Origin of the sequence: Sphingomonas sanxanigenens DSM 19645 = NX02 (assembly GCF_000512205.2) — a bacterium.
GTDB lineage: Bacteria > Pseudomonadota > Alphaproteobacteria > Sphingomonadales > Sphingomonadaceae > Sphingomonas_D > Sphingomonas_D sanxanigenens.
In genome coordinates this window covers 4,269,619-4,283,068 of the sequence record NZ_CP006644.1, presented here as the reverse complement: position 1 = coordinate 4,283,068, position 13,450 = coordinate 4,269,619, and the positions used below count along the sequence as shown (strand labels likewise).

At 68.4% G+C, this 13,450-nt stretch carries 11 protein-coding genes; 8 read left to right on the top strand and 3 right to left on the bottom strand.

Annotated elements, in window-relative coordinates:
* Nucleotides 1-966, bottom strand: a complete 966-nt coding sequence (locus tag NX02_RS19435) for a transketolase family protein (RefSeq protein ID WP_025293856.1) — start codon at nt 964-966, stop codon at nt 1-3.
* Entirely contained in the window at nt 963-1,817 is an 855-nt protein-coding gene (locus NX02_RS19430; protein ID WP_025293855.1) for a transketolase, read from the bottom strand. The genes NX02_RS19435 and NX02_RS19430 overlap by 4 nt, the downstream gene beginning before the upstream one ends.
* Nucleotides 1,818-2,043: 226 nt before the next feature.
* Between NX02_RS19430 and NX02_RS19425 the strand changes: the two genes are divergently transcribed.
* From NX02_RS19425 to NX02_RS19390, 8 genes are all read left to right on the top strand, one after another.
* Nucleotides 2,044-2,673 carry a DUF2291 domain-containing protein gene (locus tag NX02_RS19425; protein ID WP_025293854.1) on the top strand — a complete coding sequence of 210 codons (630 nt, stop codon included), beginning with the start codon at nt 2,044-2,046 and terminating at the stop codon, nt 2,671-2,673.
* Nucleotides 2,670-4,187 carry a sugar ABC transporter ATP-binding protein gene (locus tag NX02_RS19420; RefSeq protein WP_025293853.1) on the top strand — a complete coding sequence of 506 codons (1,518 nt, stop codon included), beginning with the start codon at nt 2,670-2,672 and terminating at the stop codon, nt 4,185-4,187. The genes NX02_RS19425 and NX02_RS19420 overlap by 4 nt, the downstream gene beginning before the upstream one ends.
* Nucleotides 4,184-5,227, top strand: a complete 1,044-nt coding sequence (locus NX02_RS19415) for an ABC transporter permease (protein WP_025293852.1) — start codon at nt 4,184-4,186, stop codon at nt 5,225-5,227. The genes NX02_RS19420 and NX02_RS19415 overlap by 4 nt, the downstream gene beginning before the upstream one ends.
* A 14-nt stretch (nt 5,228-5,241) precedes the next feature.
* Nucleotides 5,242-6,018, top strand: coding sequence for a DeoR/GlpR family DNA-binding transcription regulator (locus tag NX02_RS19410; protein WP_245648652.1), 777 nt, complete (start codon nt 5,242-5,244; stop codon nt 6,016-6,018).
* 8 nt (nt 6,019-6,026) lie between these two features.
* Entirely contained in the window at nt 6,027-6,980 is a 954-nt protein-coding gene (locus tag NX02_RS19405) for a D-ribose ABC transporter substrate-binding protein (protein ID WP_025293850.1), read from the top strand.
* Nucleotides 6,981-6,994: 14 nt separating this feature from the next.
* Entirely contained in the window at nt 6,995-7,981 is a 987-nt protein-coding gene (locus NX02_RS19400; protein WP_245648651.1) for a sugar phosphate isomerase/epimerase family protein, read from the top strand.
* Between the two features lie 136 nt (nt 7,982-8,117).
* Nucleotides 8,118-9,005: an aldo/keto reductase gene (locus tag NX02_RS19395; protein ID WP_039996697.1), complete on the top strand. Its 888-nt coding sequence runs from the start codon at nt 8,118-8,120 to the stop codon at nt 9,003-9,005.
* 179 nt (nt 9,006-9,184) lie between these two features.
* On the top strand, nt 9,185-11,284 hold the full coding sequence (locus NX02_RS19390; RefSeq protein ID WP_025293847.1) for a S9 family peptidase: 2,100 nt from the start codon (nt 9,185-9,187) through the stop codon (nt 11,282-11,284).
* Here the strand turns inward: NX02_RS19390 and NX02_RS19385 are convergent.
* Nucleotides 11,232-13,259: a beta-propeller domain-containing protein gene (locus NX02_RS19385; protein WP_025293846.1), complete on the bottom strand. Its 2,028-nt coding sequence runs from the start codon at nt 13,257-13,259 to the stop codon at nt 11,232-11,234. The two genes, NX02_RS19390 and NX02_RS19385, sit on opposite strands and share 53 nt — an antisense overlap.
* Nucleotides 13,260-13,450 lie beyond the last annotated feature (191 nt).

Sequence of the window (13,450 nt, the reverse complement as noted above, 5' to 3'; positions counted from 1 at the left end):
TCACGGCCGCCTGGCGACGATGTCACGCGCCGCGGCGGCGATGCCGTCGGCGGTCAGGCCGAATTCCTCCATCAGCCATTCTGCCGAACCGGTCGGCAGGAAGCCGGGGAAGCCCAGGATCCGCATCGGCACCGGCTGCGACGCGACGACACATTCGGCAACCGCGCCGCCCAGCCCGCCGCGCACGACATGCTCCTCGGCGGTGACGATGCCGCCGGTCGCGGCGGCGGCGCGCACCGCCTCTTCGTCGAGCGGGGATATGGTGGCCATGTTGATGACCTTCGCCTCGATGCCCTCGGCGGACAAGGCCGTGGCCGCATCGAGTGCGCGGTGGACGAGCGTGCCGCAGGCGATGATCGCGATGTCTCCGCCCTCGCGCAGAACCTCGGCCTTGCCTGCCTGAAAAACCGGGCCGGCCTCGAAGCGCGGATTGCTGCGCTCGAGCGCGGGCACCGGCATGCGGCTGATGCGGATGAACACCGGCCCCTCATGCGCCGCAGCCCAGCGGATCGCCTCCGCGGTTTCCCACGGGTCGGCAGGGACGATCACGGTGAGGCCCTTCATCGCCCGCAGCCAGGCGAGATCCTCGATGCTGTGATGCGTCGCGCCGAGTTCGCCATAGGCGACGCCGCTGGAGATGCCGCACAGCTTCACATTGGCGTTGCTGTAGGCGCAGTCCGCCTTGATCTGTTCCAGCGCACGGCCGGTGAGGAAGCAGGATGCGCCGCTGACGAACGGGATCTTGCCGCCATTGGCGAGGCCCGCGCCGACGCCGATCATGTTCTGTTCGGCGATTCCGACATTGATCAGCCGTTCGGGGAAACGCTCGCGGAACGAACCGAGCTTGCTCGACCCGACCGAATCATTGACCACCGCGACGATGCGCGGGTCTTCCGCGGCGAGCGCTTCCAGCGCCTCGACATAGGCGTTGCGGCAATCGAAGCCGCTGCCGGTTGCTTCCTTCACGCCACGCTCCCCAGCTCGGCCATCGCCTGCGCGAACTGCGCCTCGCTCGGCACGCCATGGTGCCAGCTCGCCTGATTCTCCATGAAACTGATGCCGCGTCCCTTGATCGTGCTGGCGATGACGCACAGCGGCTTGCTGCGCGGCGTGGCCGGTGCGGAGAGAGTGTCGAGCAGCTCACCATGGTCGTGGCCGTCGATCTCGACGACCTCCCAACCGAACGCGCGCCATTTGTCGGCCAGCGGCTCCAGCGCATTGGTGCGCTCGGTCGGCGCGCCCTGTTGCAGCCCGTTGCGGTCGACGATCGCGGTGAGGTTGCCGAGGCCCCGATGGCCGGCGAACATCGCCGCTTCCCACATGCTGCCTTCCTGGAGTTCGCCGTCGCCGGTGAGCGCGAACACGCGATAACCCGCCTTGTCGATCTGCCCCGCGACGGCGATGCCGACAGCGACCGGCAGCCCATGGCCAAGCGGACCGGTGTTGGTCTCGACGCCCGGCAGATAGGTGCGGTTGGGGTGGCCGTTGAGCCGCGAGCGCGGCTGGAGATAGGTTTCCAGCTCGGCCTCGGGGAAATAGCCGGCGCCTGCCAGCGCGGCATAGAGCGCGCCGGTGCAATGGCCCTTGCTCATCACGAAGCGGTCCCGCGCCGGATCGTTGGGTTGCGTGGCGTCATAGCGCAGCACGTCGAAATAGAGCGTGGCGAGAATGTCAGCGGACGACATGTCGCCGCCGGGATGGCCTTGCCCCGCGGCACGGATCATCGTCAGCGCCTTGCGCCGGATCCAGGTCGCGCGGTCCCGCACCGCGGCAGCCCGCGCATCGCCGCGGTCGTTTTGTTTCGTTTCGCTGGGCAAGGCATCCTCCTATGTCGGCAGATAACCGGCCTGCCGGATGAGCGCAACTGCTCGTATTACGCTTTCTTTCGTTTCGTTCTCTTTTTCTCCGTTAACGTTTCAACTTTATTTGACATCCGGGCAGCGTCCTGCCTAACGATAGCGACCCGCCGGCCAATGACGCCCGCGGGTGTTGGAGAAGGTGCCGGTCATGCAACGAGCCTCGGGCTCTCTCGGATGGGCAGGGATGCGGGCGGCCGCTGCGGGCGTTGCGCTGTGCCTGGTCGCCGGATGCAAGATCCTCCCCATCGACGAGGCGCGCGCCTTGCGGGAACGGAGCAGCGGCGCCTTCGATGCGAAGCGCTATGTCGAAACGATCTGGGGCGGCCGCGCGCAAAAGGCGCTGGCGGACAGCGCGATCCCGGTTGAGCGGCTGCGCGCCGAACCGATCGAGCAGCTCGGCGCCGCGCATGGCCGGCGCGCAGGCGAGGGCTCGCCCTGGACCTTCGTCGTCAGCGGCGACGCACAGGTGGAGCGCGTCGATCTCGACCAGCCGCGTGGCACCGTGGCGGTGCAGACCAAGGCAGGGCCGGTGCTGATCCAGGCGGGGCCGGTGGTCTCGGGCACCACGATCCGCGATGCGCTGCCCTTCGTCGCGTTCGACGGTTTTCCCGATCAGATCGCCTTCGCCGAGGTCGGCACCGAACTCACCGAGCGTGCGGTCACGCCGCTGCGCCAGACATTGGGCGCGCTCAAGCCGGGGGACCGCATCCGCTTCCTGGGCGCGGCCCGGCCGAGCGCGGGCGACGCGCCGCTGGTCGTGACACCGGTTTCGATCGAGCCGGCCGGCGGCAGCGCACCGGCAGCGGCGCGATGATCCGCATCGCCGCCCGCGGCGTCGAGAAGCGGTACGGCGTCGTGCGGGCGCTGAAGTCGGTCGACTTCGACGTCCATGCCGGCGCGGTCAACGTGCTGATCGGGGAGAATGGCGCGGGCAAGTCGACGCTGATGCGCATCATCGCCGGGGTCGAGACGCTCGATGGCGGCGACCTGGTGATCGAGGGCAAGCCGGCGGTGATCCGCTCGGTGCAGGATGCCGCGGCATACGGCATCGGCATCGTCCACCAGGAACTCAGCCTCTGCCCCAACCTCAGCGTCACCCAGAACATCTTCCTCGAACGCGTGCTCGCCCGCGGCGTCGCGATCGATCATCGGCGCGAGCGCGCGCGCGCGGTCGAACTGCTCGCGCGGCTGGGTGCCGCGATCAACCCCGATACGCTGGTCGGCGCGCTGCGCGTCGGCGAACAACAGATCGTGGAGATCGCGCGTGCTCTCTCCCGCGACGTTTCGGTGCTGATCCTCGACGAGCCGACCTCCGCGCTGAGCGCCGCCGAGACCGAGCGGCTGTTCCAGGTGGTCGACGAGCTGCGCGGCGCCGGCGTCGCGATCATCTATATCTCGCACCGGCTGGAGGAGATCGTCCGCATCGGCGATCATGTCACGGTGCTGCGCGACGGCGAACGCGTCGCCTATGCCGAACGCGGCGAATTCTCGGTCGAATGGATCGTCCATCACATGCTGGGCGGCGCCACCACCGCGCCTCGGCGCACCGCCTGCACGCCGGGTAGCGAGATGCTGGTCGTCACCGATCTCGAAGTGCCGCGCGCCAATGGCAATCTCGCGGTCGCCGACGCCAGCTTCAGCGTGCGCTGTGGAGAGATTACCGCGCTCTACGGCCTGCTCGGCGCCGGCCGTTCCGAACTGTTCGAGGCGATCTGCGGCGCGTTGCCCGCGCGGGGATCGATCCGCGTGGACGGCGTCGAACTGACGGGCAAATCGCTGCGCGCGCGGCTGCGCCACGGCGTCCAGTTCGTCGCGGAGGATCGCAAGACCGAGGGGCTGTTCGCCAATTTCTCGGTCGCCCGCAACATGTCGGTCTCGGTGCTCGATCGGCTGCGGCGGATGGGCTTCCTGTCGGCCGAGCATGAGAGCGGCGCGGTCCGCCCGATGATGGGGCGGATGGGAGTGAAGGCGGCTTCGCCCGACATTGCGATCGGTGCGCTGTCGGGCGGCAACCAGCAGAAGGTGCTGATCGGCCGCGCGCTGCTCCCCGGCCCCAGGCTGGTGCTGCTCGACGAGCCCGGCCGCGGCGTCGACATCGGCGCGCGCGCCGAGATTTTCGAGGTGATGCGCGAACTCGCCGCCGAGGGTATCGCCGTGCTGTTCTCCACCTCGGACCTCGTCGAGGCGATCGCCGCCGCCGACCGCGTGCTGGTGATGGCGGGCGGCCGCATCACCGACGACATGCCCGCCGCGCAGGCGAGCGAAGACCGGCTGGTCCGCGCCGCCAACGCGACCGCCCCGATCCCATCCGTCACAGAGGCCGCATGACCAGCCCCGCCGAAGCCACCGCCGAACCGGGCGGTTCGCGTCGCCTGCTCGATCTTTTGATCCGCCTGCGCGCGTTGATCGCCTTGTTCGTCGTGCTCGCCTTCTTCTCGGCGATGGCGCCCAACTTCCTGTCGGTCGCCAATATGCTGATCATGGCCAAGCATATCGCGGTGATCGCGATCCTCGGCATCGGCATGACCTATGTCGTGCTGACCGGCGGCATCGATCTATCGGTGGGGTCGATCGCGGGGCTTGGCGGCATGATCGCGGGCGCGCTGATCCTAAACGGCATCGAACTGACGCCGATGGGCGTCGTCATCTTTCCCTCGATACCGCTGGTAATCGTCTCGGTGATCCTGATCGGCGCGGCGATCGGCTTCGCCAACGGCGTACTGATCACTCGCTTCGGGGTGGCGCCGTTCATCGCCACGCTCGGCATGCTCTATGTCGCGCGCGGCGCCGCGCTGCTGCTGTCGGGCGGCGCGACTTTCCCAAACCTCACCGGCAGCGTCGATTTCGGCAATCAGGGCTTTCCCTTCCTCGGCGCGGGCCGGCTGCTCGGCGTGCCGCTGCCGGTGCTGATCCTGATCGTCCTCGCGCTGGTCGCCGCCTTCGTTGCCGCCAACACCGCCTTTGGCCGGCGCATCTATGCGGTCGGCGGAAACGAGCGTGCGGCCTTGCTTTCGGGCATCGCGGTCAATCGCGTGAAGATCGCCGCCTATGTCATATCCGGCGGCTGCGCTGCGCTGGTCGGGCTGATCGTCGCGTCCGACCTCGTCGCCGCGCACCCCGCCTCGGGCGAGACCTTCGAGCTCAGCGCGATCGCCGCGGTGGTGCTGGGCGGCGCCTCGCTGGCGGGCGGTCGCGGCACGATCGGCGGCACCTTGATCGGCGCCTGCGTGATCGGCGCGCTGGGGGACGGCATGGTCATGCTGGGGATCAGCGAGTTCTGGCAGATGGTGATCAAGGGGGCCGTGATTGTCGGCGCCGTCATGCTAGATCAACTGCAACTCCGCATGTCGCGGGGCGGCTGGAGATGACCATAATGGCTCGAATGAGCGGACAGGGCCTGCTCGGCGAAGCACGCCGCATGAAAATCCTCGAATGGCTGCAGGAAGAGGGCAGCGCGCGCGTGCGGGCGCTGGCGGAAGCGTTCGGCGTGTCCGAAGTGACGGTGCGGCAGGATCTCGAGAAGTTGGAGGCCGAAGGGCATATCGTGCGCGAGCATGGCGGCGCCTTCCTGAAATCGGTGCCGCAGCAGGTGCGCGCGCTGGCGCTGCACCATCTCGTCAACATGGATCCCAAGCGGCGGATCGGCCGCGCGGCGGCGGCGCTGGTGGGCGACAATGAAACGGTGATCCTCGATTCCGGATCGACCACCACCGAGGTGGCGGCGAACCTCACCGCGCGCGAGGGGATGACGGTGATCACCAACGCGCTCAATATCGCGCTGATGCTGGGCGGGCTGCCCTCGTTCGAGGTCCACATGCCCGGCGGCCATTTCAAGGCGCCGACCTTATCGCTGAGCGGCGAGCGCTCGGCGGACTATTTCCAGGGGCTGTTCGCCCAGAAACTGTTCCTCGCCACCGCCGCGGTCTCGGTCGAAGCGGGGCTCACCTTCCCCTCGCTGTCGGACATCAGCGTGAAGCGCGCGATGACCGAGGCGGCGGCCGAAGTGATCCTGGTGGCGGACAGCAGCAAGATCGGCCGCCGCTCCTTCTCGGCGCTGGGCCCGATCGCGCTGGTCCACACGCTGGTGACCGATGAGGGCATCACCGACGAGGATCGGCAGGGGTTCGAGGCGGCCGGCGTGAAGGTGGTGATTGCGTGAACCGACTGATGAAACGGCCGATCGTCTGGGGCGCCGCGCTTGTCGTGGTCGCGCTCGCGCTTGCCGCGCTGCTGCTGGTCCCGCGGCAGCAGGGCAGCCGGCTGGTCGTGATCATCACCCCTTCGCTCGACAATCCCTTCTTCGGGCAGGAAGCGATCGGCGCGGAGGCCCGCGCCCGCGCGCTTGGCTATGAGACGCTGAAATTCTCGCATGGCGACGACGCGTTCAGGCAGAACGAGCTGATCGAGACCGCGATCGCGCGCAACGCCGCGGCGATCATCCTCGACAATGCCGGCGCGGACGCCAGCGTCGCCGCGGTGCTCAAGGCCAAGGCCGCGGGCGTGCCGAGCTTCCTGATCGATCGCGAGATCGGCAGCCGCGGCGCCGCGGTCAGCCAGATCGTCTCCAACAATTATCAGGGCGCGACATTGGGCGGCGAAAGCTTCGCCGAGGCGATGGGCGGCACCGGCGACTATGCCGAACTGGTCGGCAAGGAATCGGATACCAACGCCTCGATCCGCTCGAAGGGCTATCATTCGGTGCTGGACCGCTATCCCGGGCTCAGGCTGGTCTCGCGCCAGAGCGCCAATTGGGATCAGGCGCAGGCCTTCACCGTCACCCAGTCGATCCTGCAGGCGCATCCCGATGTGAAGGGGATCATCGCCGGCAACGACACGATGGCGCTGGGCGCGGTCGCGGCGCTGGAGAGCGCCGGCCGCCGCGACGTCGTCGTCGTCGGGTTCGACGGCTCCAACGACGCGCGCGACGCGATCCTCGCCGGGCGGATGCACGCCACCGTGCTGCAGCCGGCGTTCCGCCAGGCGCAATATGCGGTCGAACTGGCAGACCGCTACCTCAAGACCGGAAGCACCGGGCAGCCCGAAAAGCAGCTCATGGAATGCTTCCTGATCACGCGTGACAATGCGCGCACCCTCAAGGACTTCGCCCTCACCGGGCGCTGACGGAAAGGAACAGGATGATGGCGAGCGAACAGAAGTTCGGCGCGGGGATCTGGCATTTCGCGACCTATGTCGATCGCTACGCGACCGATGGTTACGGCGCCCCGCGCAGCCTGATCGAGATGATCGATCTGGCGGGATCGGTGGGTGATCTTTCGGTGGTCGACATCAACTATCCGTTCGCGGATCCCAAGCTCAGCCTCGACGCGGTGGACGAGGCGCTCAAGCGCAACAAGCTGGAGGTCATCGGCATCACGCCTGAGATCTACACGCGCGAATTCTCCAAGGGCGCCTTCACCAACCCCGATCCGGGCGTGCGCCGCCGCGCCAACGAACTGATCAACGATGCCGCCAACGTCGTCCGCCGCTTCGGCGCCAAATATGTGAAGCTGTGGCCGGGGCAGGATGGCTGGGATTATCCGTTCCAGGTCGATCATGGCGACATCTGGCGCAAGAGCCTCGACGGCGTCGGCGAACTGGCGCAGCAGAACCCCGACCTGCAGTTCGTCATCGAGTACAAGCCGCGCGAGCCGCGCAACCATATGAGCTTCGACAGCGTCGCGCGCACCTTGCTCGGCATCGAGAAGATCGGCCTGCCCAATGTCGGCATCCTGCTCGACTTCGGTCACTCGCTCTATGGCGGGGAATCGCCCGCGGACGCGGCGCAGCTTGCGATCGACTATGGTCGCCTGTTCGGCATGGACGTGAACGACAATCTGCGCGGCTGGGACGACGACATGATCGCCGGCTCGGTCCACCCGATCGAACTGTTCGAATTCTTCTACACGCTGCGCCGGAACAACTGGGAGGGGGTGTGGCAGCTCGACCAGTTCCCGTTCCGCGAAGACAGCGTGGAAGCGGCGAAGAGCGCGATCGGCTTCCTCAAGCGCATCGAACGCGCGCTCGACCGGCTCGACTTCGACGCGATGCGTGCCGCGCAGGCGAGGCAGGATGCGGTCACCGCGCTGAACCTCGCGCGCGGCGCGCTGTTCGGCGGAGAGTGACGCGTTGATTTTCCTCCCCGACGCTGCGCGCCGGGGAGGATGAGGGTGGTTCGGATATGCGCCCATCCCATCATGCGGCTGCCGATCATGCCGCAGCGGATTGTCTCTGCCGTCCTGCCTGTGTCAATGCGTGGGAATGAGCGCCCTCACGCCCGATCCCGTACCGCTCGGTAACAGCGGATTGTCGATTGCCCCGATCGGTTGGGGCATGTGGCGCTTCGCCGGTGACGATGTTGGCGCGGCGCGTGCGCGCGTCGAGGCGGCGCTGGAGGCCGGCATCGACTTCTTCGACACGGCCGACGTCTATGGTCCGGACAATGGTGAACCGTTCGGTGCGGCCGAGGCGTTGCTGGGGCGGGTGCTGGCGGAGGCGCCGGGGCTGCGGGATCGGATGGTGCTCGCCACCAAGGGCGGCATCGTCCCCGGCGTGCCCTATGATTCGGGCGCGGCCTATCTGGAATCGGCGCTCGACGCGTCGCTGCGGCGGATGCGCACCGATCATGTCGAGCTGTGGCAGGTCCACCGGCCCGACATGCTGACGCATCCCGCCGACCTCGCCCGCACGCTCGAGCGGATGGTCGTTTCGGGCAAGGTGCTGAGCGTTGGCGTTTCCAACTTCACCCCCGCGCAGATCCGCGCGCTGCAGGCGCATCTGCCCTTCGCGCTGGCGACGACGCAGCCACAATTCTCGCCGCTGCACACCCGGCCGTTGTGGGACGGCGAACTCGATCTCGCGATGGAACTGGGCCTTGCCGTGCTCGCCTGGTCGCCGCTGGGCGGCGGCCGGCTTTCCGGCGAGGGGGCGGTCGCGGCGCTGCTCGATGCCAAGGCGGCGGAGGCCGGCGTCTCGCGTGCCGCTGCGGCCTATGCGTGGATCATGGCGCATCCGGCGCGTCCAGTGCCGATCGTCGGCAGCCAGCAGCCGGGTCGCATCCGCGAGGCGGCGGATGCGTTCAGGCTGCAGTGGAGCCGGGCCGAATGGTATGCGGTGGTTGAGGCCTCAAGCGGGCATCGCCTGCCATGACAGGGCGCGAGGCCAGCCGGTCTTCGGCGCCGCGCGCCGAGGATTTCGCGTCTCCCGGCCAGCCCGATCGTCTGCGGCCATAGAATTCGGAGCCTTGGCGGGCATCGTCACCACCGCCCTGCGTTGACTGTCTCTCCGCGCCCCTGCACCAATGGCCATCGACCAGGGGGGAAATCGGCATGGATCGTCGCATCGCCGCGCTGTTGCTGCTCGCCACGCTGACCGCCGCGGGGGAGGAGGCGCCCGCGCCGACCGCCGTATCGCTCGACGACATCGCCCGCCTGCGGACCGTGGCGGAGCCGAGCTTCTCGCCCGATGGCGCGACCGTCGCCTACAGCCTCGCGGTGAAGGACACCGAGCGTGACACCGCCAGCACCGACATCTGGACGGTGCCCTTCGCCGGCGGTGCGCCGAAGCAGCTCACCCGCACCGATTCCAGCGAATGGAAGCCGCGTTATGCGGCGGACGGCGCGACCTTGTTCTTCCTCGGCGATGCCGGCGCCAAGCCCGCACCGCGCGCCGATCCCGACGATGAGAAAGAAGAGGAGGATGAGAACACGCAGCTCTGGCGGATGCCGGCGGCAGGCGGCAAGCCGCGCCGGGTGACCGATCTGCCGGGCGGGATCAGCGACTATGCGCTGGCGCCCGATGGCCGCCGCGCGGTGGTCGTTGCCGAGGTCGGGCGCAATGTCGGCTCGAAGGCGAAGGTGCCGCCGCCGATCGAAACCGAGCGCTTCTTCTTCAAGGAGGATGGGCGCGGCTATATCGACGATCGCACCCGCCAGCTCTTCATCGTCGACCTCGCGACCGGCAAGGCGACGCAACTCACCGCCGCCGGGCGTGACCATTGGCATCCCGCCTGGTCGCCCGACGGCAGCCTGATCGCCTATACCGCCAAGGATGTCGGCGCGACCGACGCCGATCTCAATTACGAGATCTATGTCCAGCCGCCCCAAGGCGGGGCGCCGCCGCGCAAGCTCAGCACGTCGCCGGGCGCCGATGGCGATCCCGCCTGGGGCTCGGGCCCGGCCTGGTCGGCGGATTCGAAGCGGCTCGTCTGGCTGGAGGGCGCCGAGGACAAGTGGATCTATTATGCGCCGCACCAGCTTGCCGTCGCCGATGTGGCGACCGGCGCGGTGACGCGGCCGTCGCGCACCGACCAATGGTATTACGCGCCGCAATGGGCGCCGGACGGCAGCGTCGTCGCGCTGGTCGAGCAGGATCGCACGATCTGGCTGGCCAGGATCGATCCGCTCAGCGGCGCGACGACCTGGCTCAACCGCGGCGAGCGCACCGGCTATGAGTTCGCGGTTTCCGGCAAGGGCGGCATCGCGCTGCTCGACAGCGACGATCGCACGCCCGCCGAACTCTATGCGGTCGGCGGGATGCGCGCGCTGACGCATCACAACGACTGGGCGGCGAAGCGGCGGCTGGGGGAGGTGCGCGAGGTCGCGTTCAGGAGCGGCGATGCCGAGATCCACGGCCTGCTGGTGCTGCCGCCGGACCATGATCCGGCGAAGCGCTACCCGTTGATCGCCGACCTCCATGGCGGCCCGGTCTACCAGCACGGCCATGAATTCGATCTCGACGCGCAGCTCTATGCGGCGGCGGGCTATGCGGTGCTCAAGGTCAATCCGCGCGGCTCATCGGGCCGCGGCTTCGACTATGCCCGCGCGATCTATGCCGATTGGGGCAATCTCGACGCGAAGGATATCAGCGCCGGCATCACCCATGCGATCGAGGCGGGCATCGCCGATCCCGATCGCATCGCCGCGGGCGGCTGGAGCTATGGCGGCATATTGACCGGCTACATGATCGCCAGCGATCCGCGCATCAAGGCGGCGGTCTATGGCGCGGGCGTGTCCAACGCACAGTCGACCTTCGGCGTCGACATGTATGCCCGCGAATATCTCCTCGAACTCGGCGCGCCTTGGGAGACGCCCGAGACGTGGGAGCGGATCGCCTATCCGTTTCGCCATCCCGAGCGGATCCGCACGCCCACCCAGTTCGAATGCGCGGAGGCGGACGACAATGTCCCCTGCGTCGGCGCCCAGCAGATGTATCTGGCGCTCAAGGCGCGCGGCGTGCCGGCGCGGCTGATCGTCTATCCCGGCGAAAATCACGGGCTGACGGTGCCGAGCTACCTCGTCCACCGCATGCGCAGCAACATCGCCTGGTACGATCGCTGGCTGAAACCCGCCGGCGCATCCGCCACCGCGGCGGCGGTCAGCGCGCCGCCGCCGGTCGAGCGCCGGATCCCGAGCCGGCGCGACCGGTAAGATCGACGCGCTGGACGGGGGCGATGCGGCCGCCCGCCATCCGGCCCTCGACCAATTCGGTGCCCATCAGCGCGAAGATGCGGCCGCCAGTGAAGATCGGCCGCGCATTGCCATACCAGTCGATGCAGGAGATTTCGCAGCGATAGCCCGCCTCGGGCTTGCGCCCGGCGATGCTGAGTTCGCCCGCCGGGCTCAGCCGCTTGTCGGTGCCGATCGCGACGAAGCTCAGATCCGAATCGCGGCTTTCGGACCAGCCGCGATCCGCGCGCCCTTGATTGCTGCTGGTCGGGATGCCGAGAACGCCGCTGCCGTCCGGCCGCACCCACGCGTTGAACGCGTGGCTTCGTCCTTCGCTTTCCACGCGGCCGGGCAGTTGCGTCGTCGCGGCGAGCGTCGCCGCGTCGCGATCGAGGCGGAGATAGGAAAGCGAAAGCCCGCCGGCATCGCGATAGCCGGTCACCACCGCGTCGTTGCCGGCGCGTTCGATGCGGACGGCGTTGTGCGGCAGGCTGAGACGGGTGACCCGATCGGGCTGGCGCAGCGGCACCGCGAACAGGGATGAGGGGGATGGGCGTCGTCCGCTGTCCTCCATGCCGCTCCAGCCCGTCCGCCCGCCATAGAGCAGCCAGCCGCCGAGGAAGCGGTTCTCGAGCATGCCGCCCTCGATGCCGGGCAGCCGCGTATAGGCGCGATCGGTGGTGTGGCGGATGCTGGTGCCGAACGCGGTCAGCGGTACATCGAGCAGCGCGAGCGGATCGGCGGTACCGTTGGGCGCGCAGCCGGCACCCGCCGACGCGAGCAAGGCGCGGAAGCGGCCGTCGCGGCTGTCGAACGCGAACTGGTCCGCCGGTACGCCCTCTACCGCGAGCGCCCCGATCGTGCCGCCGTCAAGCGGCAGGCGATAGAGCAGGGCGGGGTTGCTGCTGGCGCTGCGCCAGGATTCGCCGGCGCCGCACGCCTGCCGCCGCCGGTTGCGATAGTCGATCGCCCAGGGCAGCCCATCGGGCGCGCCGATCCACAGGAAGGCGTCGGTCGGCGAGACATAGAATTCGCGCATGGCGGGGCCGATGAACGCGGTCGTCCGGCAATCGAGGCTGGCCTTCAGCGGGCAGAAGGAAATCGTGTGGAGCACCGGATAATCGACTTCGCCCGGCGGGGCGTAGACGTCGGTGGGGCCGATCAGCGCCTTGCCGCCATCGGCCTCGCCATCGCCATCGGCCCGGCGCAGCCGCGGCCACGCGAACTGCGTGCCGCCGGCGAGCAACTGGTGCGGCGTGTAGACCACCAGCGTGTCCCCCACGAGCCGCGTCGCATAGTTTTCGGTGCTGTAATAATCGTTGGAATTCATCAGGAAACGGCCCTCGCGCCGCATCCGTCCGGTCGTGGGATCCAGCCGCAGCACGGTGATCTCGCTCGCCTGCTCGCGATAATTATAGGCGGTGACGAGGATGCGGTCCTCCAGCACCAGCATCTCGTCATACCAGCTCGCCGCGGTTTCGGGGCTGCGATAGACGTCGATGCGGTCGGCGAGGCGCATCGGCGCGCCGGCGCGGTCGCCCAGATCGATGCTGAACAGGCGGCCGTCCTGCAGCACCACCAGATGCCGCCCGATCTGCTTGACGATGCCGCCCTCGTCGACGCCGACCATCTGGTTGTTGGTGATCTCCGGATTGGCGGCCGCCTCCGCGCCGGTGGCGGCGGCGTCCGCCGCGGGCTCCGCCATCACCGATGGCGCGGACGGGGAGGGGACGGACTGGAACATCTTGCCATCCTCCTGCTCAGCGGTTCGCGCGAGGCTGGCGTTGATATAGGCGGCGAATGCGCGCGCCGAGGCGAAGCGGGCGAGTTTGGGGCCGACGCGCGCATCGACGGGCGCAGGCTCGGTCGGCGTCGTCGATCGCTCGCTCATCGCAAGGGCCAGCGTTGCCACCGACGCGGCCAGCGCAAGCCCACCAGAAGCAATCCAGCGTTGCATGCCCGATCCTCTCTGTCGTGATGTTATATCGTTTATACGGTCACGATGGCACGCCGGATGCAAGCGGCGGAGAAAATATCCGGTACGTAAGGAGCGCGCGCCGCCGCCGGCTATCGGCACGCGCTGCGAATCCGCGCTTTGCTGCACCGCATCGTCGCGTGCTGCACGGCAGCGGCGAGGTGCGAGTCGTT